The organism is Streptomyces avermitilis MA-4680 = NBRC 14893, from assembly GCF_000009765.2.
Lineage (GTDB): Bacteria > Actinomycetota > Actinomycetes > Streptomycetales > Streptomycetaceae > Streptomyces > Streptomyces avermitilis.
In genome coordinates, this window is the sequence record NC_003155.5 from 7,599,652 (window position 1) to 7,622,321 (window position 22,670).

The 22,670-nt window shown below is 71.9% G+C and carries 21 protein-coding genes and 1 pseudogene; 17 read left to right on the forward strand and 5 right to left on the reverse strand.

The window, feature by feature from the left end; genetic code table 11:
* Positions 1-63 precede the first annotated feature (63 nt).
* Positions 64-369: pseudogene (locus SAVERM_RS40610) on the forward strand (VOC family protein); the annotation flags it as partial.
* Between the two features lie 66 nt (positions 370-435).
* On the opposite strand, the gene SAVERM_RS32575 reads toward SAVERM_RS40610, so the two are convergent.
* The gene (locus tag SAVERM_RS32575; RefSeq protein WP_010987734.1) at positions 436-1,512 is read right to left on the reverse strand and encodes a DUF7847 domain-containing protein; all 1,077 of its coding nucleotides are present in this window, start codon (positions 1,510-1,512) and stop codon (positions 436-438) included.
* Between the two features lie 205 nt (positions 1,513-1,717).
* Between SAVERM_RS32575 and SAVERM_RS32580 the strand changes: the two genes are divergently transcribed.
* The 6 genes from SAVERM_RS32580 to SAVERM_RS32605 all read left to right on the forward strand — a co-directional run bounded on the left by SAVERM_RS32580 (position 1,718) and on the right by SAVERM_RS32605 (position 6,451).
* On the forward strand, positions 1,718-2,038 hold the full coding sequence (locus SAVERM_RS32580) for a DMT family transporter (RefSeq protein WP_010987735.1): 321 nt from the start codon (positions 1,718-1,720) through the stop codon (positions 2,036-2,038).
* A gap of 22 nt (positions 2,039-2,060) precedes the next feature.
* Positions 2,061-2,597 carry a TetR/AcrR family transcriptional regulator gene (locus SAVERM_RS32585; protein WP_010987736.1) on the forward strand — a complete coding sequence of 179 codons (537 nt, stop codon included), beginning with the start codon at positions 2,061-2,063 and terminating at the stop codon, positions 2,595-2,597.
* 247 nt (positions 2,598-2,844) lie between these two features.
* Positions 2,845-3,438 (forward strand): RNA polymerase sigma factor, encoded by a 594-nt coding sequence (locus SAVERM_RS32590; RefSeq protein WP_010987737.1) that lies wholly within the window; start codon positions 2,845-2,847, stop codon positions 3,436-3,438.
* A 2-nt stretch (positions 3,439-3,440) separates the two neighbouring features.
* Positions 3,441-4,433: a CU044_5270 family protein gene (locus SAVERM_RS32595; RefSeq protein ID WP_010987738.1), complete on the forward strand. Its 993-nt coding sequence runs from the start codon at positions 3,441-3,443 to the stop codon at positions 4,431-4,433.
* Between the two features lie 120 nt (positions 4,434-4,553).
* Positions 4,554-5,543 carry a 2,3,4,5-tetrahydropyridine-2,6-dicarboxylate N-succinyltransferase gene (gene dapD / locus SAVERM_RS32600; RefSeq protein WP_010987739.1) on the forward strand — a complete coding sequence of 330 codons (990 nt, stop codon included), beginning with the start codon at positions 4,554-4,556 and terminating at the stop codon, positions 5,541-5,543.
* Between the two features lie 362 nt (positions 5,544-5,905).
* On the forward strand, positions 5,906-6,451 hold the full coding sequence (locus tag SAVERM_RS32605; RefSeq protein WP_137951731.1) for a hypothetical protein: 546 nt from the start codon (positions 5,906-5,908) through the stop codon (positions 6,449-6,451).
* 403 nt (positions 6,452-6,854) lie between these two features.
* On the opposite strand, the gene SAVERM_RS32610 is transcribed toward SAVERM_RS32605, so the two are convergent.
* Positions 6,855-7,358 carry an HAD domain-containing protein gene (locus tag SAVERM_RS32610; RefSeq protein ID WP_037646851.1) on the reverse strand — a complete coding sequence of 168 codons (504 nt, stop codon included), beginning with the start codon at positions 7,356-7,358 and terminating at the stop codon, positions 6,855-6,857.
* A gap of 135 nt (positions 7,359-7,493) precedes the next feature.
* Here SAVERM_RS32610 and SAVERM_RS32615 point away from each other — a divergent pair, with 135 nt between their 5' ends.
* Positions 7,494-8,051 carry a SigE family RNA polymerase sigma factor gene (locus SAVERM_RS32615; protein ID WP_037646960.1) on the forward strand — a complete coding sequence of 186 codons (558 nt, stop codon included), beginning with the start codon at positions 7,494-7,496 and terminating at the stop codon, positions 8,049-8,051.
* Positions 8,048-9,268: a hypothetical protein gene (locus SAVERM_RS32620; RefSeq protein WP_010987742.1), complete on the forward strand. Its 1,221-nt coding sequence runs from the start codon at positions 8,048-8,050 to the stop codon at positions 9,266-9,268. The genes SAVERM_RS32615 and SAVERM_RS32620 overlap by 4 nt, the downstream gene beginning before the upstream one ends.
* Here SAVERM_RS32620 and dapA read toward each other — a convergent pair.
* On the reverse strand, positions 9,255-10,166 hold the full coding sequence (gene dapA / locus SAVERM_RS32625) for a 4-hydroxy-tetrahydrodipicolinate synthase (RefSeq protein WP_042493831.1): 912 nt from the start codon (positions 10,164-10,166) through the stop codon (positions 9,255-9,257). The genes SAVERM_RS32620 and dapA overlap by 14 nt on opposite strands.
* Before the next feature lie 222 nt (positions 10,167-10,388).
* Between dapA and SAVERM_RS43465 the strand changes: the two genes are divergently transcribed.
* The 4 genes from SAVERM_RS43465 to SAVERM_RS32640 all read left to right on the forward strand — a co-directional run bounded on the left by SAVERM_RS43465 (position 10,389) and on the right by SAVERM_RS32640 (position 12,407).
* Entirely contained in the window at positions 10,389-10,529 is a 141-nt protein-coding gene (locus tag SAVERM_RS43465; protein WP_167544205.1) for a hypothetical protein, read from the forward strand.
* The gene (locus SAVERM_RS32630) at positions 10,526-11,188 is read left to right on the forward strand and encodes a hypothetical protein (RefSeq protein ID WP_037646852.1); all 663 of its coding nucleotides are present in this window, start codon (positions 10,526-10,528) and stop codon (positions 11,186-11,188) included. Before SAVERM_RS43465 ends, SAVERM_RS32630 begins: the two co-directional genes overlap by 4 nt.
* Positions 11,189-11,241: 53 nt before the next feature.
* Positions 11,242-11,664 carry a phage holin family protein gene (locus tag SAVERM_RS32635; protein ID WP_037646854.1) on the forward strand — a complete coding sequence of 141 codons (423 nt, stop codon included), beginning with the start codon at positions 11,242-11,244 and terminating at the stop codon, positions 11,662-11,664.
* A gap of 350 nt (positions 11,665-12,014) precedes the next feature.
* Positions 12,015-12,407 (forward strand): DUF3618 domain-containing protein, encoded by a 393-nt coding sequence (locus SAVERM_RS32640; RefSeq protein WP_202498571.1) that lies wholly within the window; start codon positions 12,015-12,017, stop codon positions 12,405-12,407.
* Between the two features lie 217 nt (positions 12,408-12,624).
* Here SAVERM_RS32640 and SAVERM_RS32645 read toward each other — a convergent pair whose 3' ends face one another.
* On the reverse strand, positions 12,625-14,451 hold the full coding sequence (locus SAVERM_RS32645) for an endonuclease/exonuclease/phosphatase family protein (protein ID WP_010987747.1): 1,827 nt from the start codon (positions 14,449-14,451) through the stop codon (positions 12,625-12,627).
* A 358-nt stretch (positions 14,452-14,809) separates the two neighbouring features.
* Here SAVERM_RS32645 and SAVERM_RS32650 point away from each other — a divergent pair, with 358 nt between their 5' ends.
* From SAVERM_RS32650 to SAVERM_RS32660, 3 genes are all read left to right on the forward strand, one after another.
* On the forward strand, positions 14,810-16,255 hold the full coding sequence (locus tag SAVERM_RS32650; RefSeq protein ID WP_010987748.1) for a hypothetical protein: 1,446 nt from the start codon (positions 14,810-14,812) through the stop codon (positions 16,253-16,255).
* 571 nt (positions 16,256-16,826) lie between these two features.
* Positions 16,827-18,296, forward strand: a complete 1,470-nt coding sequence (locus SAVERM_RS32655; protein ID WP_010987749.1) for an alkaline phosphatase PhoX — start codon at positions 16,827-16,829, stop codon at positions 18,294-18,296.
* Between the two features lie 495 nt (positions 18,297-18,791).
* A complete protein-coding gene (locus SAVERM_RS32660) occupies positions 18,792-20,375 on the forward strand; it encodes a TROVE domain-containing protein (RefSeq protein WP_010987750.1) in 1,584 nt (527 codons plus the stop codon).
* An 81-nt stretch (positions 20,376-20,456) separates the two neighbouring features.
* On the opposite strand, the gene SAVERM_RS32665 is transcribed toward SAVERM_RS32660, so the two are convergent.
* Positions 20,457-21,911: an MFS transporter gene (locus tag SAVERM_RS32665; RefSeq protein ID WP_010987751.1), complete on the reverse strand. Its 1,455-nt coding sequence runs from the start codon at positions 21,909-21,911 to the stop codon at positions 20,457-20,459.
* A 137-nt stretch (positions 21,912-22,048) separates the two neighbouring features.
* Here SAVERM_RS32665 and SAVERM_RS32670 point away from each other — a divergent pair, with 137 nt between their 5' ends.
* Positions 22,049-22,654: a TetR/AcrR family transcriptional regulator gene (locus tag SAVERM_RS32670; protein ID WP_010987752.1), complete on the forward strand. Its 606-nt coding sequence runs from the start codon at positions 22,049-22,051 to the stop codon at positions 22,652-22,654.
* Positions 22,655-22,670: the final 16 nt, after the last annotated feature.

The following is a 22,670-nucleotide window of genomic DNA, read 5'->3' on the forward strand; positions in this document are numbered from 1 at the left end:
CGTCCGAAGCGGGTGCCCGGTGACGAGGGGTGGCGAGGGGCGCACGCGGGTGCACGCGGGGGCGAGGTCGAAATCACCATCGGCGCCGACGAACACGCGCTGCCGGGACTGTGCTTCGTGTCCGTCGGCGAGTGAAAGGCCGTCAAGAACCGGCTCCACCTCGACCTCGCGCCCGACGACCAGGACGCTGAGGTCGAGCGGATCCTTGCGCTCGGGGCGCGCCGCGTCGACGCCGGGAAGGGCGAGGACGTCACCTGGGTCGCCCTCGCCGACCCCGAGGGCAACGAGTTCTGCGTGCTGCGGCCGAAGACTTCACTGCCGGGTCGATCGAGTCACCGGTCGGCTGGGCCGGTCACTGCGGGGCTGTGAGCGAGTCACCGGTCGGCTGGGCGAGTCATCGCGGGGCTGTGAGCGGTCCACGGTCGGCCGGGCGGGTCACTGTTGAGCCGAGGCCGCCCGTAGCAGTGTGTCGGCCAGGCCCTCCCTGCGGATGCGCTGGTCGATGTAGAGGAGTGACGTGATCAGCGGCACGAACACCGCGGCGAACAGCTGGACCAGGAGAGTGCCGGCCGCCGATATCGCCAGGGAGACGCCCAGGTCGGGCAGCATCTGCTCGAACACGGCCCGGGCGCTCTCGGGCTGCCCGGACGACGTGTCGTACGGCTGCATGGTCGGCGTGAAGAACATGAGCGGAAGCCGGACCATGTACGACATGGCGGCCGCCATCAGGCTGGCGAGCAGCGTGATCCCGAAGACCCGCCACCAGGCGCCGCGGACCAGCCGCGCAGAGCGGCGCAGCGCCGTCACCGGGGCCGCCGCCTCCAGTACGGCGGCCGCCGGCGCGAAGGAGAACAGGGTGTAGAGCCAGACCGCCACCGGCGCCGCGCCCAGGAGGAGCAGGAAGGCGATCCCGGCCGGCAGCGCCGACCAGGAGCTCAGCGCCAGGAGGGTGAGCGACACGAACACCGCCGCCACCAGCAGCATCGGCACCACCGCCACCAGGCCCTGCAACAGGGCCACACCGATGACCGAGGGAGTGCGGGGCCAGGCCCGCCGCCACACCGAACGGAACGTGGCGCGCCGGCCGAGTACCGCGTCGTGCACCGTCGCCACACAGGACGCCTGGACGAGGGCGGAGGCGACCATCAGGGCCAGCATGGCGAACACCCATACGGCGAGGAACGCGAACACCAGTGGCTGGACGTCGGCCCAGTGCACATCGCGGTGGTGGTCGATGAGCGCTTCCAGCCGGTCCCGTACGGCCGCGTAGGCGATGACTGCCGCGCCGGCGACCAGGGCGCCCAGCACGGCGTACGCGAGAGCGGCGAGGCCGAAGAGCGGCGCGGCGTAGCGGCGCATGGTGGCGAAGGCGCCGCCGAGGATGGACTCCACGCCGAGCGGCGCCAGGGGTATCACGCCCGGCTTGGGCGGGGGCGGCGGCGGTGCCCAGCCCCAGCCGCCCGGAGAGCCCCCGTACGGGCCCGATGGTCCCCACCCCGCTGTGTTCGACATCGCTTCCGCGCTCCGATGCTCCGGGAGTCCCAGGACTCCGCGCCCCCACTGTGATCGCGAACGATATCCCGTGCCGGGGCTTCGTCGCGCGGGGGTTCTCCGCACGGATGTGCGCGGTGCCGCGCACGGTGGCAGGACGTGTGCGGCGCACGACGGCGGGCCGTGATGTGTACGACCGTACGCATCGCTGTGTACACTCGTACGCATGGGATATGTCCTGCTGGCCGGCGCCATCACCGCGGAAGTGGCCGCCACGACGGCCATGAAGTACAGCGACGGCTTCAGCAGGCTGTGGCCCTCGCTGCTCACCGCCCTCGGTTACCTCGTCGCCTTCGCGCTGCTCGCCCAGACCCTGAAGACCGTCTCCGTCGGCACGGCGTACGCGATCTGGGCCGGGGCCGGCACCGCCGCCATCGCAGCGATCGGGATGGTGTTCCTGGGTGAGGGCATGAACCCCGCTAAGCTCGCCGGGATCGCGCTGATCATCTGCGGGGTCGTGGTGCTGAACATGGGCGGTGCGCACTGATGGCTGCGGGAGGCGGACGCTGATGCCTCGTCGTTACGACCCCGACCGGCGGCAGCGGATCATCGACGCGGCGATCCGCGTCGTGGGCGACAAGGGCATCGCCGGGCTCAGCCACCGTTCCGTCGCGGCCGAGGCCGATGTGCCGCTCGGCTCCACCACGTACCACTTCAAGACCCTCGACGACCTGATGGTCGCCGCGCTGCGCCAGGCCAACGAGGGCTTCGCCAAGGTGGTGGCCGCCCGCGGTCATCTGGAGGACCCGCGGGCCGACCTCGCCGGGGACATCGCCGCACTCATCGGCGACTGGCTGGCCGGGGACCGCACGGGGGTGGAGCTGGAGTACGAGCTCTACCTCGCCGCCCTGCGCCGCCCCGCTCTGCGCCCCGTCGCGGCCGAGTGCATCGACGGTTTCGCGGAAGCCGTCGCCCGCCGCACCGACCCGGTCACCGCGCGGGCGCTCGTCGCGCTCGTCGACGGGATCTGTCTACAGGTGCTGTTGACGGGGGCGCCGTACGACGAGGCGTACGCGCGCGAGCTGCTGGCGCGGCTCATTCCCTGAGCCGGATGTCCGGGGCGGGCCGTTGAGCCGGATGTCCGGGGCGGGCCCCTGAGCCGGATGTCCGGGTCCGGAGCGGCTGTTGGTGCCCCGTGCCTCCTTGCCGCCGTCGATCCGTTCCACGCCGCTGGTCCGTCCTGCGCCGTCGATCCGTCTAGTTGCCGTCGATCCGTGGAAACCGTGAACTCTTCGCCGCGCAGCGGGGAATAGGGGGTGACACGCTCGGCACGACACAACAGGGGGAGGCCTTGTGAGCGGACCACCGCCGTCCACGGCACGAGTGGACGACGATGCGGAGGTCGTCGCCCAGTCGCTGGAGCAACCGGAGCTGTTCGCCCGGCTCTACGACAGGTACGCACCCGACATCCACCGGTACGCGGCCCGGCGCCTGGGTGACGGCGCGGCGGACGACATCACCGCCGACACCTTCCTGACCGCCTTCCGCATCCGCTCCCGTTACGACCTGACGCGCACCAACGCGCGCCCCTGGCTGTACGGCATCGCGGGCAACCTCATCGGCAAGCAGCGGCGCGCCGAGGTGCGCGCGCTCAAGGCGCTGGCCCGCACCGGGCACGACCCCGTCGCCGCGTCCTGGGTCGAGGACACCGAGAGCAGGATCGCCGCACAGGGCCCGCTCGCCGGCGCCCTCGCCGCCCTGCCCGCCGGTGACCGGCATGTGCTGCTGCTCGTCGCCTGGGCCGACCTCACCTATCAGGAGGTCGCCCAGGCGCTGGACATCCCGGTGGGAACCGTCCGCTCCCGGCTCAACAGGGCGCGGCGCAAGGTACGTACGGCGCTGGGCGCGGACCCGGCGTTCGTGAGCGACGCGGCGGAGGTGGCATAGCCATGGACGAGATGACCCGGGTGCGCGAGCTGCGCGCCGACGCACCCACACCCGATCGCGGCCGGCTCGCGCCGGGGCGCATGCGGCTGGTCGAGGCGGCACGGACGGGGGAGAGGCGGCGCGCGGTCTGGGCACGGCGGGAGTTCGTGATCGCGGGAGTGGTCGCCGCGGTGACCGCCGTCGCCGTCACCGCGTCCGTGCTGGCCGACGGGGGCGACCAGGGGCGGAAGGCGTCGCCCGCGGTCTCCCCGAACCTGAACCTGAAGGGGCTGAGCGCCAGGGAGCTGCTGGAACGGGCGGCGACGGTGCTGGAGACACAACCGCCGGTGACCGTGCCGAAGGCCAAGCAGTGGATCTACACGAAGTCGATGTCCGAGGGGCAGGACCCCAAGCTCCTGAAGGAGATGGGCGAGGAGGCGTTCGTCCAGGAGAGCTGGATCCGGTACGACGGCAGCGCCTCCGCCCACCAGTTGCCCGGCAGGCACTCCGAGCTTCAGATCACCAAGATGCACTTGGAGAACGGCGGCGAGGGCGACGACCGCTCGCCGCGGGAGATGTACCGCTTCCTGTCCACCCTGCCGACCGACGGAGAGGGGGCGCTGAAGACCCTGCGGGAGAAGAACGCCATCGCCGACGGGAAGGAGTCCCAGGCGGCGGCGGACCGTACTGAGATCTTCGTGCTGCTCAGCGCCGACGTCATGCCGCCCAAGGGGCTGGCAGGGCTCTATCGCGCGCTGGCGACGCTGCCGGGCGGGAAGGTGACCGACCATCTCGTGAAGAACGCGGCCGGGCGCCGGGTGATCGCTCTGCACTACGGCGGGGACGGCATCGGGAGCGACGGCCAGGACTGGCTGCTCGACCCGCAGACGTTCCAGGTCGTCGGCCAGCGGCTGTACGCCCCCAAGGGCGGGGCGGACGGCGGCAAGGGCGAGGTGGCCGGCGGCAACTCGCTGATCACCAAGGCCGTGGTGGACAAGGCGGGCCGGCGCGGCTGACCCGCCGAGCACGGGCGGCCCGCGTCACGGGGGTGCGTGGGCCGCCCGGGTACGCCCGTTCCCTGAGACGCCCCGCGGACGAGTTCGCCCGCACGCCCCCCGGCCGGTTAGGTTTCCCTCATGACCGACACGACTGCTCCTCGTACCACCGGTGCCGCGGCCGCCGGGCTCGCCACCCTCGCCGCCGACGGAACCGTCCTCGACACCTGGTTCCCCGCTCCCGAACTCACCGCAGAGCCCGGCCCGGCCGGCACCGAACGGCTGTCCGCCGAGCGTGCCGTGGAGCTGCTCGGCGAGGGCGCCGCCAAGGCGCTCGGCCCGGACGCCCGCCGGGGCGTCGAGGTGGTCGCGGTCCGCACGGTCATCGCCTCGCTCGACGAGAAGCCGATCGACGCGCACGACGTCTACCTGCGTCTGCACCTGCTTTCCCACCGTCTGGTGCAGCCGCACGGCCAGAGCCTGGACGGCATGTTCGGCTTCCTCGCCAACGTCGCCTGGACCTCGCTCGGCCCGGTCGCCGTCGACGACGTCGAGAAGGTCCGCCTGAACGCGCGCGCCGAGGGCCTGCACCTCCAGGTGACGTCGATCGACAAGTTCCCGCGCATGACGGACTACGTCGCGCCGAAGGGCGTACGCATCGCGGACGCGGACCGGGTCCGCCTCGGCGCGCACCTCGCCGAGGGCACGACCGTCATGCACGAGGGCTTCGTGAACTTCAACGCGGGCACGCTCGGCACGTCGATGGTCGAGGGCCGTATCTCGGCCGGTGTCGTGGTCGGCGACGGCTCGGACATCGGCGGCGGCGCCTCCACCATGGGCACGCTCTCCGGCGGCGGAAACGTGCGCATCACGATCGGCGAGCGCTGCCTGGTCGGCGCCGAGGCCGGCGTCGGCATCGCGCTCGGCGACGAGTGCGTCGTCGAAGCCGGCCTGTACGTCACCGCGGGCACCCGCGTCACCATGCCCGACGGCCAGATCGTCAAGGCCCGCGAACTCTCCGGCGCCTCGAACATCCTCTTCCGCCGCAACTCGGTCACGGGCGCGGTCGAGGCCCGCCCGAACAACGCGGTCTGGGGCGGCCTGAACGAGATCCTGCACAGCCACAACTGATCACCGGCGGCCGTGACCCGCGGCCGCCTGATTGATCAACGCTCTGACCTGCTGCTGAGCTGTCGGCAGTGGTCGACGTTGGTCATCGTTGAGCGCCCTTCCACGGCCCTAGGACGGCCAGGGAGGGCGCTCGTGCGTTGGGGAGAGGCTCCTGCCTTGTAAGGGCGGGTGTGCGAGGTGGCGATGGAGCGCAGGCCACTCCGGGTTCGGCAAGCCCCCAGCTCGGCGGAGTCTCTGGACTGCCGCGAACCGTCGTTGACCGTGGTTGACCGCCCGATGTGGCACGGCTGTGGCACGCGCCGCCTCGGTCTTGGAGCCCAAGTAAGGTCTCCCCTGGAACGACCTGAACGGCAGGGGGGGCTATGTCGGGACAACTGTTCACCTTGGTAGGTGTGCTTGTCGGCGCGGCAGCGTCTTACGCAGGCGGAGCTCTGATGGAGAGATTGCGATGGCACCGCCAGCTCTCGACGCGATGGGACGAACGCCGTCTGGAGTCCTATCTTCGGTACGCCGACGCGATCAAGAGATTCACCTCCTTGGCAGGGCGTCTGGCGGCAGGCAAGGGGCTGTTCGATCTCCCTCAGCCACTCGCACAGGAAACTGGGTTGGAGATGCTGGCGGACGCCGAACTTGAACGCGGTTACGCGTTCGAGGCTGTTCTTCTCATGGGAGACTCCGGAACCATTGCGGCGGCCAGGGCACTACAGCGCCAGGCTTGGGTGCTGGAGCACTTCGCTCGTGACCAGCGCTCGGGAACATCAGAGGACTGGGCGCAGGCACTCAGGCAATTTCAGGAGAAGCGTGATGCGTTCTACCTCGCCGCGCGCAAGAGCTTGGGCGTATCCGCAGAGTTTCGACTGCGGACTGAGGACCCAGCCATCCTGGGGCCAGACCCGCGGCAAATGTAGAGGTCGGCGGAGCGGCTTTGGGCGGGAGCTGCCATGGGGCGAGTGATCATGGTCCCTTGAGCTTCCGGCGAGGCGGGCAGTCTGTGGACCTGCCCTGAGCGAGTACCTCGGCCACCATGGCCCGGCCTTCACGCTCCGCACCTACACGCGTCTGATGCCGTCGAGCGAGGCTCGGACTCGGGTCGCCGTGGATCGCGTGTTCCGCGGGCAGGACGTAACCTACGACGGCCCCGCGACGGCCCAGGGCGCAGGCTGACGGCCTGACCTGCTGCGACATCAGAACAGCCACAACTGAACCGGCGTACCGGCACGAGCGACGCCGGCGTATCGAGCGCCCTCCCGCGGCATTCCGTCCGCGGGAGGGCGTTTCGCTGTGCGCTTCCGGTCGCGCGCCGGTGTGCGGTCAGCGGCGGATCGTCGCCGCGAACTCCGCCAGTACCGTGAAGTCGGGCTCGCGCAGCCCGAGCCGCGGGCTGACGTGGCGCAGCAGCGCGGGGCCGGGATGGTGCGCGGCCACATACGCCTCGTCCGCCGGGCTGTGTTCGTCGTCCACCCAGGCGAAGGGCCGCTCGCCGGCGTGGGCGACCAGCGCCTCGGTCTTCCAGTGGACCCCGTCGGGGCGCTGCGAGAAGAGGCCGGTGCCGAAGTCGACGTAGGGCAGGTCGGGAAGGCCGATGACCGGCCCGATCCAGCGGTTCGCGGCGTCCATCCACGTGGTGGCCCAGCACAGTTCGTAGTCGAGGGCGAGCAGTGCCCGGCCGTGGTCGGGATGGAGCCAGACCCGTAGCGGGCGCCCGGGGGTCAGGGCCACCCGGATCGTCGTGTAGCCGTCGGGCCGGCGTTCCGGCTGGGCCGCGTACGGGTTGAGGGGGCCGTCGACGTCCAGGTACAGCAGCGGTCGGCTCACCTCGCCAACGTACGCCAGGAGCGGGCGGGGCCGGGGGGAATTTCTGCGGGTGAGAGGCATAGCGGCAGGCCTGTGCACGCGTCACAAGGAGCACAGGGGCCGGGCACAGAGTCCGCCGGGGAAGAGAAGGTGACGATGGATGCCGCAGGGCAGGAGAGTTTCCGGGAGTTCGTGGCGAACCGGTCGTCCGCGCTGCTGAAGACGGCCGTGCTCCTCAGCGGCGGGGACCGGCACGCCGCCGAGGACCTGCTGCAGAACGCGCTGATCAAGGCGGCCGACCGGTGGAGCCGGATCGACGAACCGGAGGCGTACGTCCGGCAGGTCCTCTACCGGCAGCAGGTCAGCCGCTGGCGGCTGAAGTGGCGGCGCAGGGAGCTGAGCGTCGCCGAGCCGCCGGAGGCGAGTACGGGCCCGGACGCCGCCTCCGCCGCCGAGCTGCGGCTCGTGATGCGCGGCGCGCTCGCCCGGCTGACCGCCCGGCAGCGCACCGTGCTCGTCCTGCGCTACTTCGAGGATTTGCCGGAGGCCGACGTGGCCCGGATCCTGGGGTGCTCCGTGGGGACCGTACGGTCCACGACGCACCGCTCGCTGGCCCGGCTGCGCACCCTCGCGCCCGAACTGGCGGCACTGGGCCCGGCCGACGCCGAGCAGGAGCCGTCCCGTGACTACTCGCCCGTGGAGGTGCGTCCGTGAACGTCGATGAACTGGTGCGGGACGCCTTCCGTGAGCAGGCCGCGGACCACATGCCCGCGCCCCCCTACTTCGCCGAACGGGTGCTGGCCGTCCGGCGCCGCCGCCGCACCCGCAGGCTCGCGTCCGTCGCCGTGGCCACCGCCGCCGCGGTCGCCGTCGGAGTGGCCGTCCCCCTCCTGGGCGGCGGCGGGGACGATGTGCGGCCCGCGAGCGAGATCAACCAGAGCGACATCATCGGGCACCCGGACCAGTCCCCGCCGAAGGGCATGATCGCGGCGGGTGACACGGTGCTGGCCGCGTTCTACGTCTACAAGAACGTCAAGCAGCCGAACGGCGACAGCGTCACCACGCGGGTGTACGGACTCCTCGACCAGAACACGGGCACGTACCGGAAGACCAAGTGGGCCTTCCTGGATGTCGCGCCCGGCACCCGTACCGCCGCCGTGCTGGAGGGCGAGTTGCCCGCGAAGCGCATCGGGCTGCTCGACATGATCACCGGCAAGGTGGACCGCTGGATTCCGATGGACCGGGGCGTCGGGGGTGTCTCCTTCTCGCCGGACGGCAAGAAGCTCGTCGCCACGACGTACAGCAAGAACCCCGACCGCAACTTCGCCGACCACAAGCAGAACGTCAACGGCAAGGAGGTACCGGGGCCCGTGCAGAGCCGGACCGGGTTCGCCGTCGTGGACGTGGCCTCGGGCAAGTCCGACTGGCACAAGGCATCGGACAAGCCGGACGAGATGGGCTGGTTCGGCAACTCCCGCGAGGACTTCGACTGGAGCCATGACGGCACGCTGGTCTACGCGAACAGGGCGATGAAGCCGTACCGCGAGTACTACGGTCTGGACGGGGCCGAGGCCAAGTGGCCGGCCGACGAGAAGTACCTCACCTACGTCGAGGCGGGCCTCTCGCCCGACGGGAAACTGGCGGCGGGGGATTTCGCCGGCGACGGCAAGGAGATCGCCGCCGCGATCGACGACCCGAAGACCGGCAAGCGCGTCGCCAAGGTTCCGGGGCAGCAGCTCCTCGCCTGGGCCGACAACAAGCGCCTCATCGCCTGGGGCTGCGACCCCAAGAAGTGCTCCGGCAAGGGCGAGTTCCGCAACCAGCTGCTCCTGGTGACCATCGGCACCGACAAGGTCGTACCGCTGAGCGACTTCCGCAAGGCGAGCGACGACTACCCCGGCCGGTGGACCCCGCTGTTCAGCTCACGCTGACCAACTCCTCGTACAGCGCCAGCAGCCCGTCGGCCGTCTCCCGGCCGGCGGGCCGCAGCGGTGCCCGGACCGGGCCCGAGGGCAGGCCGAGCCGGCCGAGCAGGGCCTTCGACGTGACCGTGCCCGGCAGGCCGGCCGCCATCATCGACTCGATGAGCGGAACGGCCCGTTGCTGGAGACGGGCCGCGAGAGCCGGGTCGCCCGCGTCGAACGCGTCGAGAATCGACCGGAAGTGGCCGGGCGCCACATTCGCCACCGTGCTCACATATCCGGCCCCGCCGCTCGCGTACAGCGCGAGGACGTACTCGTCGCAGCCCGTGTAGTACGCCAACTCCGTGCGGGCCAGCACCTTCTGGGTGCCGAGGAGGTCGTACGCGCAGTCCTTGACCGCCACGATCCGGGGATGTTCCGCGAGCCGGATCATCGTGGCCGGCTCGATGCGTGTGCCGGTGCGGCCGGGGATGTCGTACAGGACGAGCGGCAGCCCGGAGGCGTCGGCGATGTCCCGGAAGTGTGCCTCGACCGCCTCCTGCGGGGGCCGGCTGTAGTACGGGGTGACCACCAGCAGGCCGTCCGCGCCCGCCTTCTCGGCCTCCAGGGCCAGCTCCACGGTGTGCCGTGTGTCGGCCGTGCCGACGCCCGCCACGATCGACGCCCGGTCGCCGACCGCCTCGCGCACCGCCCGCACCAGCGCGGACTTCTCGGCGTCCGTCGTGGTCGGCGACTCGCCCGTGGTGCCGGACAGGACCAGCCCGTCACAGCCCTCGGAGACCAGCCGGTCGGCGAGCCGCCGCGCGCCGTCGAGGTCGAGCGTGCCCGCCGCGGTGAAGGGCGTGATCATCGCGCAGAGCGCACGGCCGAAGGGAGCGGTTCCCTGTGCGGTTCCTTGTGTGGTCATACGGTCAGTCTCGGCAGCCCGACCGTGAAGCTCCACTTAATTCTGCTACGGGATAGGGGAGAGGAACGCTACGAGAACCTCCGGGAACCCACGGGAACCTACGGGGACCTACGGGAACCTCAGCGGGAGTCCGGGACCACGGTCCCGCGAGGAATGCCCTAGTGCCAAACGGGACTTCATGGGTCACCATGGCCGGGACGGTCACCAACAGCGGGAGGCGTCATGAAGTTGGGCAAGGCAGTCGCGACCGGGGTCGCCCAGGAGCGGCCGGGCGCGCACGAAGAGGAGACGGAACTCCAAGTCGCCGAAGCCGTCGAGGAGTTGGAGGCATCCGCTCCCGAAGAGGTCCCGGTCGCGCGATGAGACTGCGGCTCCCCGAGGAACGCCCGACGGAGCCGCCGACCGGATACAAGATCGCCCACCCGGTGCTGTCCCAGGACGGCACCCGGGTCGGGTTCACCGGCGTCTCGCTGGGCGGCGCACTGCCGTACGGGGTCCTCGACGAGGCCCGCTGCGTCTACGGGCTGCGGCACCGGGCGCCGCACCGCCGCTGTGACTGCGGCTTCCACTGCGTTCACGACCGCACGGAGGCCGAGGCACTGCTGTGCACCGCCGAGCACCGGGCGGCCGTCCTGCTCGAGGTCTCCGTGCTCGGCGCCTACATCCGCTTCGAACGCGGCTTCCGGTACGCCCGCCAGCGGGTGCGCACCGCGACCCTCGGGCCCTGCGGCTGCGGGGCGGTGGCGGCGGCACTGGCCGACGCCGGCTGGGGGCGGCCGGGCTGGCGCGCACTGACCGCCGCGTGCGCGGGGTGCGTACGCGGTCGTACGTCCCTGTCGCCCGCCGCCTTCGCCCGACTGGCCGGAGAGGGGCTGCGGGTGCGGGCCGGCAGCGGTGTCGCCGAGCAGCCCGCCGGCCTCGGAGTCTCCGAACTCGTCGCCGAGGCCGCGCTGCTCCAGGCGCGACTCGACTGGTTCCAGACCCAGTTGGCGCAGCTCGACGAACGGGGTTCGCAGGGGTAGGCGGCGCCGGTCCGGGTACCCGGGTGTCCCGAAGAGAGAGGAGGCGGGACACCGTGACCGGGACCATGGACACCAGGCCGCCCGTGTCCGGCGAGCACCACTCCGTGGGCGAACTCGTCGGACAGGCCGCGGAACAGCTCTCCCTGCTGGTACGGCAGGAAGTGAGCCTGGCCAAGGAGGAGCTGGCCGAGAAGGGGCGCCGGGCCGGGCGCGGCGGCGGGCTGCTCGGCGCGGCGGGTGCCGTCGCGTACGTCGGGGTGATGGCCCTGGCCGCCACGGGCGTCGCCGCGCTCTCACTGACGCTGCCGGTCTGGGCCGCGGCGCTCATCGTCACGGCGGTGCTCTTCGCCGTCGCGAGCGTCCTGGCCGCGGTCGGCCGCGGCCAGTTGCGCCGCGCCGCGCCGCCCACTCCCGAGCAGACGCTCGACAGCGTCAGGGCCGACGTCGACGAGATCAAGGAAAGGGCGCACCGATGACGGACGACAGCACGGGAGCGGAGACCGCGAAGGCGACGGGCGCGGAGACGACGCCCGGAGCGGGCGCTGCGGGCGTGGCGGGCGAGAAGGCCGCGAACGCCAAGAAGGCGGGAGCCGGGGCGGCGCAGACCGGGACGAGCGCGGGCGCCGCGAAGGTGCCGGGCGCGGCTGCGGCCGGTGAGAAGGCCGTGGGGCGGAAGAAGGCGGCAGCCGGGGACGCCGGGGCGGCCGCGGCCGAGAAGGCCGCGGACACCGTGAGCGGTGCCGGCGCGGCGCGCGCCGGGGCCGGGCCGGGCGCTGGTGACGGTGCCGATGCCGCACGGGCCGCCGGGGCCGAGGGGCCGCAGGAGCTGCGGCGGCAGATCGCCGAGACGCGGAGCCAACTCGGCGACACCGTCGAGGAACTGGCGGCGAAGGCGGATGTGAAGGGCCGGGCCCGGGCGCGCGCCGCGGACCTCAGGGACCGGGCGGGCGCGCTGACGGTCCAGTTGCGCAGTACGGCCGCGCACGCCGGTCACATCGCCCAGGACAGGGCGGTCCGGGCCGGGCACACCGTGCAGGGCACCGCGGGCCGGGCCGGGGGTGCCGTACGGGACACCGTGCCGGGGCCCGTGAAGACGGCCGCCACCGCGGTCGTCCAGGCCGGTCTGCGCCATCGCCGGCCGGTGCTGATCGCCGGCGCCGGCGCGGGCGCGCTGGTCGCGGCCGGCCTGCTGCGACGGCGGCAGGGCGGACGCCACTGACCCGACAGGGCGCCCGGCGGGGCGGACACCCGAACGCGCCGTCGGTGGCGGGACCGGAAACCGGTTCCGCCACCGACGGCGTCCGCGCTCGGTGGACGAAGAGCCCGGCCCCCCGGACGACGGGGCCGGGCTCTTCCGCGTGCAGTCCGCGTGGTGTCCGTCTGGTGTCCGCCTGGGGTCCGTGTCGGGCGACTACGGACCCGGGGCGACTACGCGGCTACGGACGGAACCGCAGGACCTGCGGGTCGTGGTCGCTGACCTGGTCGGAGAACTCCGAGTTGAGGTGGACGCTGTCGTAGTCGACGTCGCAGCCACGCCGGATCGACGGGCTGACCAGGATCTGGTCGAGGACCTGGCTGTTGCCCTGGTAGTCGTACGTGTAACGCTCGCTCTTCGGCAGCGACTTGATCGCCGACCAGAGCTCGCCGTCGCCCTCGAGGATCTTCGCCGTGTCGGAGAACTCGAAGTCGTTCATGTCGCCGAGGGCTATGACGTCCGCGTTCTTCTGCGTGTCGAGGACGTCCTTGACGAACGCGTTCACCGCGGTCGCCTGCAAGTGGCGCTGCGTCTCCGAGCTGCGCGCCGGCGGCTGGTACTGCGCGGCCAGCCCCTGGTCGCCGCCCTTCGAGGCGAAGTGGTTGGCGATCACGAAGACCGTCCTGCCGCGGAAGACGAACTCGCCCGCGAGCGGCTTGCGGCTGCTGTTCCAGGCCGCGTCGGACGGGTCGATCCGGCCCGGGGACACGGTCAGCTGCGCCTTGCCGCGCACCTTCGTCACGCCGACGGCGGTCGTCGAGTCGCCGCCCGCGCGGTCGGTGAAGGACACCCGGTCCGGGTTGAAGAGGAAGACCTGGCGGATGTTGCCGCCCGGCTCGCCGCCGTCCTTGTCGTTGACCGGGTCTATGGAGCGCCATTCGTACGCCGGGCCGCCCGCCGCCACGATCGCGTCGATCAGCTTCCGCACCGTCTGGTCGGCGGCGACCGTGCCGTCGTCCGTCGCGCCGTTGTTGTCCTGGATCTCCTCCAGGGACACGATGTCGGGCGACTGGAGGTTGTTCACGATCGCGGCGGCGTGGTCCGCGAAGGTGGCGTCGGACGGGTCCAGGTTCTCCACGTTGTACGTCGCCACGGCCAGCTCGCCGCGCGACTGCTTACGGGTCGTCTCCCGGGCCAGGCCGCCCTTCTCCAGGGTGCCGAGCTGGTTGGCGACGAGCGTGTAGCCGCCGTACTGGTTGAAGTCCAGCGGGCCCGCGGTGGTGCCCTTGAGCTCGTCACCCACGTTCGCGGTCGGGAAGTCCGCGGTCGAGCCCAGCGACTGGATCTGGAGCCGGCCGGTGTTCTGCGACTCGTACGAGCCGTAGACCGTGCCCCCGCGGCGGTTGGCGTGCTCGCGCGGCTTCACCGTGACCCACAGCTCGGAGTACGGGTCGGTGGCCGTGACCACGCGGGCGTCGGCGACCTGGACGTTCATGCCCTCAAGGGACTCGTAGTAGTCCAGGGCGTACTTGGCCGGCTCCAGGGTGAGGCCGTTGATCGAGCCGCCCGCGGCCGTGTCACCGGCGGCGGTGTACCGGCTCGGCACCGACCCCGCGTCGACGACGGCGGGGGCCGGAACGGTGTTGCCGCCGGAGAGCACCGTCACCGTCGGCTTCGTGATCTCCGTCAGCGACTGGTTGCCGCTCGCGGCGCCGCCCGGGACGTACTCCGAGACCGTGCCCGACACCGTGACCGAGTCGCCGACGGCGACCTTCGGGGCGGAACTGGTGAAGACCAGGACGCCCTCACTGGTGGCCGGGTCGGCGTCCGGGGCCGGGTCCTGGATCCAGAACCCCTTCGAGGAACCGTAGGTCCGCACACCCGTGACGATGCCCGCCACGTCGGTGACCTTCTGCCCGGCGAGCGGGGAAAGCCGGGTGGTGCCCTGGATGTCGTGGATGTGCACACTGTCCGCCTGGGCGGGCGATGTGAGAACCACCGCGGAGACCGTGGAACAGACGGCTGCGACGGTGAGCGCGGCGAGGCGCGCGGAAGACTTGCTCGGCAACGGGATCCCTCCGGGGACATGCGTGGGTGCCGGGACGAGGGTGGGTGGTGCGGTGGGGGGAGCGCGACCGGTGGGGCGGTCGGTGACGCGCGTAGAAGAACAGGTGCACGACTGTCCACTCGTTTCTACGCGCGTCAATCTCGTGTGTGGGAAGGCCACTTGTCAAGGTTTCAGCCAGGTGCGGCCTCCGGGGGAGAGAGGAACCGGGCGGCATGGGTGGAAATCCGTCTAGGCTGAGACCGCGTTCTCCGGGGCACCCCCTTGGCCCCGCGGGCACGCCCGGGGCGTCCCCCCGGTCCGCAGGTATGTCCGGGGATGTCCCCTCGGCCCACAGGTACGTCCCAAGGAGATCCCCCCGATGTCAGACAGCTCCTCCTTGCCGCCGGTTCGGCTGCACTCCGAAGCGGAGCTCGCGCGGGACGCGCTCGCCACCCCGTTGTTCTCCCGCGCCGCGCGCCTGGCCCGCTGGGCCGGTCCGGACACCCGCGTCGGCGTCGGCGGTGAACTCGAGGAGGAGCAGCTTCCCGGGGCGGCCGAAGCGCTCGGGCTCGCGGGCGACGACGCGGCGGCCCTCGCGAGCGAGGCCTGGCGGGTCGCTGTCGACACGGGGCTCGTCGTGATCGTGGACGAGGAGGAGGGCACGGTCGCCGCGGCACCGGACCTCGCGCTGCTCACCTCCGGAAGCCCGCACGACGTGCTCGGGTTGTGGCTCGGGGCGCTGGAGACGGTGCTGGCCGACGCGAGCGTGCCCGATCTCGACGACCTCGGCGACGCGATGGACGAGGACGGCACGATCGACTTCTCCGAACTCGACTGGGATCTCGAGGCGGAGGCGGAGTTCCTCGACGGAGTGCTGGGGAACCTCTATCTGCTGACGGTCGGCGAGGAGGGCCCCGGCGACCATCCCGTGCCGCTGCCGGCCCTCGCCGCGTCGATGATCGTGCCCGACGACATGGGGGAGCCCACCAACGACGTCCTGGAGCAGGTCTCGGACGCGATGATGCGGCTCGACGACCAGTTCCGGCTGCTGGAGCCGATCGGGCTCGTCGAGTTCCGGCCGGTCGACGAGGCGCTGATGGCGGACGCCGAGGACGGCGAGGACGCCGCGGACGAGCCGGCCGCGCCGGTCGACGACACGGACGTCAGCCGGTACGGGATGGTGCGGCTGACACCGCTCGGGCTGTACGGGCTGCGGGCACGGCTGCTCGAGGCCGGGATCAGCGCGCCCGCGGTGGGGGATCTGGTCGACAAGGGTGCGGACGCGCTGCTCGACGGCACGTCCACGTTCCCGCCGATGGCGGCGCAGGCGGAGACCGAGCAGTGGCTGGCGCGGCGCGAACCGCTCACGGCGGCACGGGAGTTGCTGGCGGCGGCGCGGGGCGGGGACACGGGTGCGCCACTGCGCCGGCTGCGCTGCCAGCAGGCGCTGTCACTGGTCGGTACGGAGGCGGAGCCGGCGCTTCGGGAGGTGCTGGACGACGCGGAGCTGGGCGGCCTCGCCCGGGTCTGGCTCGCGGAGCGGGGAGCGGCCGACGTGCCCGCGCCCCCGGAGTCGATGGTGTTCTGGCTGACCATCGACACGGTGGCCGCGCAGCTGGCGGCCGAGGGGAACTCGACGGAACTCCAGGCGCTGGTGGAGGGGCTGGCCCAGCAGCACAGCGGCTTCTTCGCGACGGCGTGGCGAGTGGACCACCCGGCCACGCCGGACGTCTTGGAGGCGATGGGCCGACTGCACCCGGACAAGAAGGTGGCGAAGGCGGCCCGGAAGGCGGCGTTCAAGGCGCGGTCGCAGCAAGGGGGTTGAGGCTGCGGGGTCGGTGCGGGCCGGGGTTGGTGCGGGCCGGGGTCGGGGCTGGTGCTTGCCGGGGCTGACCCTTTCCGTGCGACGGTGCCCCCACCGCGACCGCGGTGTTCATCGGCGTCGGCACGGTGATTCGCCACGTCCGCGGTGTTTTTTCCCCCCGGGCCTCCGGCCCCGCGCACGCTGCGCGGGGATCGCGGCCGGTCCGACGCCGTCACGCACGGCTGCCGTGTACCGCCGTCGGGCGGCTCGCGTCACGCACCGCCGTCGCACACCGCCGTCGGGCCGTTCGCCGTCACGGCGGGGAGGCTGGTGGGGGCTTTGCCCGGCGGCGGGGAGGCCGGGGGTGCCCGGTGTGGCGGGGAAGCCGGTGGGGGCTTGTCCGGTGTGGGGGAGGGGGCTGCGGGACCTCGCCGGCGGCGTCGGTCGCGTGGGCGCTCAGGTGGATTCACGGAACGCGGTCCCCTTACGTCGGCCCGTGTTCAACTGCCGTTCAGGCGCGGGCGGGACGGTGTGGCCGCAACGAGGTGCGCCACCCCCTTCGACGTCCCACTCCACCGTCACAGGAGACAGCATGTCGCTCACCCGCAGGGACTTCGCCAGACGATCCGCGCTCACCGGCGCCGGCGTCGCCCTGGCCGGCAGCGTCGGCGCCCTCGCCACCGCGCCGAACGCCCTCGCGTCCACCGACACCGAGAGCGCGGGCGAGGAATCCGCGGACCGGCACGGCAGCGTCGGTTACGGCCCGCTGATCCCCGACCCGAAGGGCATCCTCGCGCTGCCCGCCGGGTTCTCGTACCGCGTCATCACCTACAGCGGAAAGACCAAGCTGGAGTCGGGCGAGTTCACCCCGTCCAACCACGACGGCACGGCCACCTTCGACGGCCCCCGGGGCGCCACCCTCCTCGTCAACAACCACGAGCTCAAGGGCCCCCGCGCCAACTGGAAGTACCCGGTCCCCCTCACCGAGGGCCTCGTCTACGACCCGGCCGCGGCCGGCGGCTGCACGGTCGTCGAGGTCCGCCGCGACAAGGTCGCCGAGTGGGTCGGCATCGCCGGCACCTCCACCAACTGCGCGGGCGGCAGCACCCCCTGGGGCACCTGGCTCACCGGCGAGGAGACCGAGGACAGGGCCGGCCAGAACGGCATGACCAAGGACCACGGCTACATCTTCGAGGTGGATCCGGAAGACCGCCGCCGCAACCGGGACCCCAAGCCCGTCAAGGCTCTCGGCCGTTACGCCCACGAGGCCGTCGTCGTCGACCCCAAGCGCGGCCGGCTGTACCTGACGGAGGACGCGTCCACTCCCAACGGCCTCCTGTACCGCTGGACCCCGCCGCAGGGCTTCGAGCACGGCCACGGCCGGCTGCGCACCCTCGCCGACGACGCGGGCGCCCTCCAGGCCTTCAAGTGCTTCGACTCCGGCGGCCGGTTCGTCGACGACCTCTCCCGTGCCACCAGGATCGGCACCGTGTACGGCGTCGACTGGGTGGACGTACCGGACCGGGACGCCAAGACGGTGTCCGTCCGCAAGCAGTTCGCCGCCGGAGAGGTCACCCGCGCCCGCAAACTCGAAGGCATGTGGTGGGGCGACGGCGGCGTGTACATCGTCTCCTCGTACGCCCGCGAGGAGAGCCCCGTCCAGCACGACGGCCAGGTCTGGTTCTACGACCCCAAGCGCCGCACGCTCACCCTGAAGGTGCTCCTCGGGGTGAACCGGGACCCGTCCGCCGACGGCGCCTTCGACGGGCCCGACAACATCACCGTCTCCCCCTACGGCGGCCTCGTCATCGCCGAGGACGGCGAGGGCGTCCAGCACCTGTTCGGCGCCACCGACAGCGGCCGTACGTACCCGATCGCCCGCAACGACCTCGCATTGACACCAGCCGCTGCCGCAGCGGGCGGCACCGAAGCGGAGCCGTCGTACAGCGAGTTCACCGGCGTCACCTTCTCGCCCGACGGCAGGACCCTGTTCGCCAACATCCAGGATCCGGGCATCATGCTCGCCATCACCGGCCCCTGGAAGCGCCAGAAGCGCGGGTAGTTAATTCACTGGCTCACCCCGCGGCCCGCCTCCTAGAGTGATGAACGTCCAGGTGCGAAGGCAGGACCTACTTCCACTGATAATGGGGCGGCCGCGGGTTCGAGTCCCGCCACCGGTACAACGCGCCGGTGTAGCTCAGGGGTTAGAGCACCTAATGTCGGTTCCGCCGACCTGAACTCTGGACAGCACAATTTCATGCACCTCCCGGTGCGCAGGCTGCGGCTACTTCTTTGCAACAGAATCCGATGCCGCCGCCGTTTTTGATCTCGGGAGGCGCAGCACATGGTGTGTGCCCGGTGCGCAGGCAACGGTTACTTCATTGGATCGGACGGTTGCGGGTTCAAGTCCCGTCATCGACTTCGGGTCGGTGTAGCTCAATCGGTAGAGCATCTGGCTAGTCCGTCGCCGACTCCTGATCTCGGGCACGCTCCATTTGCTGCGCCTCCCCTCGAAAGCACGGCCCAGAAGCCGTAAAGGAATTCGGGGGAATTCACCATGGCGCGATTCAACAAGAAGACGGCGAAGGCGCAGCCCACCTCGCGCGTGACGTCGACGGGGCAGGTGCTCCGTACCCACCAGGGCGGCCGCGGCCAGGAGCGCGACGTGCGCTCGGAGCTGTTCCTGCTCGCCCTCGCCAACTTCGTCTCGCAGCAGACCTTCTACGAGACCGGCGCGGCCCGCGACGACCGGTTCGCCGCACTCGTGCGCGAGCTGGCCGTGGCCGACCCGTCGTGGACGGCCGCGCTGCTCGGCTGGCTGCGCGGCGAGGGCAACCTCCGTACGGCCTCCCTCGTCGGCGCCGCCGAGTACGTCAAGGCGCGCCTCGACGCGGGCGTGACCGACGGCCCGTCGAACCGCGAGGTCGTCGCCTCCGTACTGCGACGCCCGGACGAGCCCGGCGAACTGCTCGGGTACTGGACCTCGCAGTACGGCCGCGCGGTTCCCAAGCCCGTGAAGCGGGGCATCGCCGACGCCGTACGGCGTCTGTACCACGCGAAGTCGCTGCTCAAGTACGACACCGCGTCCAAGGGCTACCGCTTCGGCGACGTCCTCAACCTGGTGCACGCGGCGCCGGACCCGGACAAGCCGTGGCAGGGCGACCTGTTCCAGTACGCCCTCGACCGGCGGCACCACCCGGACACGGCCGTGGTCCCGAAGACGCTGCCCGTGCTCGTCGCCCACCGTGACCTGATGGAGCTGCGGCCCGCCAAGCGGCGCAAGGTCGTGACCGGAGCGCACGGCGCGCAGCGCCTGGCGGACGCCGGCATGACCTGGGAGGCGCTGGCCGGCTGGTTGCAGGGCCCGATGGACAAGGCGGCCTGGGAGGCGGTCATCCCGTCCATGGGCGCGATGGCGCTGGTCCGGAACCTGCGCAACTTCGACGAGGCGGGCGTCTCGGACGAGGTGGCGGCCCAGGTCGCCGCGAAGATCAGCGACCCGGCGGAGGTGGCGCGCTCGCGGCAGTTCCCCTTCCGGTACCTCGCCGCGTACCAGCACGCGCCGTCGCTGCGCTGGTCGTACCCGCTGGAGCAGGCGCTCGCCCACTCGCTGGGCAACGTGCCCGCGCTGCCGGGCCGGACGCTGGTGCTCGTGGACCGTTCGGGTTCGATGTTCTACTCGCGTCTTTCGGACCGTTCGGAGCTCAACCGGGCCGACGCCGCGGCGATCTTCGGTACGGCGCTCGCGCTGCGGGCGGCGGACGCGGATCTGGTGGAGTTCGGCACGAGCAGCAACGCCGTGAAGTTCCGCAAGGGCGAGTCGGTGCTCAAGGTGCTCGACCGCTTCGGCGACCTCGGCGGGACGAACACCAGCGAGGCCGTGCGCCGGCACTACCGGAAGCACGACCGGGTGCTCATCGTCACCGACGAGCAGGCGGCGTACAGCCATCACGGCGACCCGACCGAGCAGGTACCGGCCGACGTCCCGGTCTACACCTGGAACCTGGCGGGCCACCGCGCGGGCCACGGCCCGTCCGGGACGGCGAACCGGCACACCTTCGGAGGGCTCTCGGACGCGGCCTTCCGGATGGTGCCGCTGCTCGAGGGAGCGCGGGACGCCGACTGGCCGTGGGCGGCCTGAGCCGAACCCCGGGTGGGCGCGGGCTCGCCGCCGAGGTGCTGTACGCCCACCTCGGCGGCGAGCCCGCGCGCCTGTCGACCCCTACCGGGCGCCGTGCTGATCCTTCGGCCGGCGTCCGGTGATGACCACCGCCACGACCAGCAGCGCGGTCACCGCTACCAGCGAGCCCACCCCGAACGCCCGGGACGCACCCTCGGTGAGGATCGCCGACGGGGAGCCGGTCGCGTGCCGGGTCGCCGTGCCGTACACCGTGACCAGGACGGACAGGCCGAGGGTGCCGCCGAGCCATTGCAGGGTCTGCAACAGGCCGGAGGCCGCGCCCGCGTCGCGTGGTTCGATGCCCGCGAGGATCGTGGCGTTGAGCGGCATGAAACTCATGCCGACGCCCATGCCCATCAGGATCAGCGGCCCGAGCAGCCCGGTGACATAGCCGTCGCCGGGCTCGAGCCGCCACAGCCAGCCGGCCGCGGCCACGAGCAGCGTCGTGCCGATGAGCAGCAGCGGCTTGGCGCCGTGGCGCTGGAGGAGACGCGGCACGAAGCGCACGGTGGCGAACAGTGCGAGCGTCATCGGCAGGAACGCGAACCCCGCGCGCAACGGGCCGTATCCCAGGACCTGTTGGGTGAACAGCGTGAGGAAGTAGAAGGCGCCGAACATGCCGGCCGGCAGCAGCAGTACGCCCGCGTAGCCGCCCGCGCGGTTGCGGTCGCGGAAGAGACGCAGCGGCATGATCGGCTGGCCGGCGCGGGATTCGACCCGTGCGAAGCCCGCGAGCAGCGCGGCCGCGGTCGTGAAGCCGAGCAGGGCCCGGGTGTCGCTCCAGCCCCGCTCCGAGACCCGGATGAACGCGTAGACCAGCGAGGTCGTGCCCGCCGTGCCGGTCAGTGCGCCCGCCGCGTCGAAGCGGCCCGCGTGGCGCGGGGTCTCGGCGACGAAGCGGGGGAGGGCGAGGGCCACTCCGATGCCGATCGGTACGTTGATCAGCAGGGCCCAGCGCCAGGAGGCCCAGGAGGTGAGCATGCCGCCCAGGATCAGCCCGATGGAGGCGCCGATGCTCGCCATCGAGGTGTAGACGCCGAGGGCGTGGTGGCGGCGCGGGCCGTCGGGGAAGTTGGTGGTGATCAGGGCGAGGGTGCTGGGGGCGGTGAGGGCGGCGCCGATGCCCTGGAGGGCGCGGGCCGCGAGCAGCCAGCCGCTCTCGCCCGCGAGACCGCCGAGCAGCGAGGAGAGGGCGAAGAGCAGGACACCGCAGGTGAGGGTGCGGCGGCGGCCCGCGATGTCGCCGATCCGGCCGCCGAGCAGCAGGAGGCCGCCGAAGGCGAGCGTGTAGGCGTTCAGGACCCAGGACAGACCGGTGGGCGAGAAGCGCAGGTCCCGCTGGATGTCGGGCAGCGCGACGTTGACGACGGTGGAGTCGACGCCGACCATCAAGTAGGCGGTGACGATGACGAAGAGGACGGCACCGAGCCTGGCGGGGTGCGGGTCCGCCCGCGGTGGGCCGGTGGTGGACGCGGGCGGGGTGGACGGGGTGGACATGGGATGCTCCCTGTCTGATGTCCCCGGTCGACATGGGTACGGGCAGCACGGACTGCCCGCAGAGATAAGCGGGGACTGTCTCCGTTTAATGCTCGATAAGATACGGAGACGGTCCCCGGTTCGCAAGGAGTATCTGGATGGCGCAGGTCAAGCCCATGCGTGCCGATGCGCGGCGCAACTATGAGCGGCTGATCGAGGAAGCGGCGGTCGCCTTCGCCGAGCATGGGGAAGGGGCGTCGCTCGACGACATCGCCAAGCGGGCCGGGGTCGGCTCGGGCACGCTGTACCGGCACTTCCCGAACCGGCAGGCGCTGCTGGAGGCCGTGTACGTCGACGCCATCGAGGCGATCGCGATGCGGGCGGACGAGATCGCGGCCCGGCTGCCCCCGGGTGAAGCGCTGGTGGAGTGGCTGAACGAGCTGAGCGAGCGGATGATCCAGGTCCGGGGGCTCAAGACGCTGCTGGGCTCGGCCGTGACGGACGGGAGTTCCGCCGTGCTCACCGCCTGCGGCAGCTCCGTGAAGGGCGCCGCGACCCGGCTGGTCGAGGCGGCCCAGCGGGAGGGGACCGTCCGGCCGGACGTCGAGCCGATCGAGATTCTGCGGCTGGCGCACGGAGTGGCCACGGCGTCGGAACTGGCGAACGGGGAGGGGAAGCACATCCGGCGGTATCTGTCGCTGCTCACGGAGGGGCTGCGGCCGGAACGCCGACGGGCGGACGGCGGGCCGGGGCCGGAGAACTGACGGCGGGGCGCCCTCT

Bases quoted from the DNA above. Each gene is read 5' to 3' on its own strand.
- dapA (WP_042493831.1), bottom strand. From the start codon at position 10,166: ATGACCACACAAGGAACCGCACAGGGAACCGCTCCCTTCGGCCGTGCG.
- SAVERM_RS32660 (WP_010987750.1), top strand. From the start codon at position 18,792: ATGGCGCGATTCAACAAGAAGACGGCGAAGGCGCAGCCCACCTCGCGC.
- SAVERM_RS32670 (WP_010987752.1), top strand. From the start codon at position 22,049: ATGGCGCAGGTCAAGCCCATGCGTGCCGATGCGCGGCGCAACTATGAG.
- SAVERM_RS32580 (WP_010987735.1), top strand. From the start codon at position 1,718: ATGGGATATGTCCTGCTGGCCGGCGCCATCACCGCGGAAGTGGCCGCC.
- SAVERM_RS32650 (WP_010987748.1), top strand. From the start codon at position 14,810: ATGTCAGACAGCTCCTCCTTGCCGCCGGTTCGGCTGCACTCCGAAGCG.
- SAVERM_RS32630 (WP_037646852.1), top strand. From the start codon at position 10,526: ATGAGACTGCGGCTCCCCGAGGAACGCCCGACGGAGCCGCCGACCGGA.
- SAVERM_RS32615 (WP_037646960.1), top strand. From the start codon at position 7,494: ATGGATGCCGCAGGGCAGGAGAGTTTCCGGGAGTTCGTGGCGAACCGG.
- dapD (WP_010987739.1), top strand. From the start codon at position 4,554: ATGACCGACACGACTGCTCCTCGTACCACCGGTGCCGCGGCCGCCGGG.
- SAVERM_RS43465 (WP_167544205.1), top strand. From the start codon at position 10,389: ATGAAGTTGGGCAAGGCAGTCGCGACCGGGGTCGCCCAGGAGCGGCCG.
- SAVERM_RS32595 (WP_010987738.1), top strand. From the start codon at position 3,441: ATGGACGAGATGACCCGGGTGCGCGAGCTGCGCGCCGACGCACCCACA.
- SAVERM_RS32585 (WP_010987736.1), top strand. From the start codon at position 2,061: ATGCCTCGTCGTTACGACCCCGACCGGCGGCAGCGGATCATCGACGCG.
- SAVERM_RS32605 (WP_137951731.1), top strand. From the start codon at position 5,906: ATGTCGGGACAACTGTTCACCTTGGTAGGTGTGCTTGTCGGCGCGGCA.
- SAVERM_RS32575 (WP_010987734.1), bottom strand. From the start codon at position 1,512: ATGTCGAACACAGCGGGGTGGGGACCATCGGGCCCGTACGGGGGCTCT.
- SAVERM_RS32665 (WP_010987751.1), bottom strand. From the start codon at position 21,911: ATGTCCACCCCGTCCACCCCGCCCGCGTCCACCACCGGCCCACCGCGG.
- SAVERM_RS32655 (WP_010987749.1), top strand. From the start codon at position 16,827: ATGTCGCTCACCCGCAGGGACTTCGCCAGACGATCCGCGCTCACCGGC.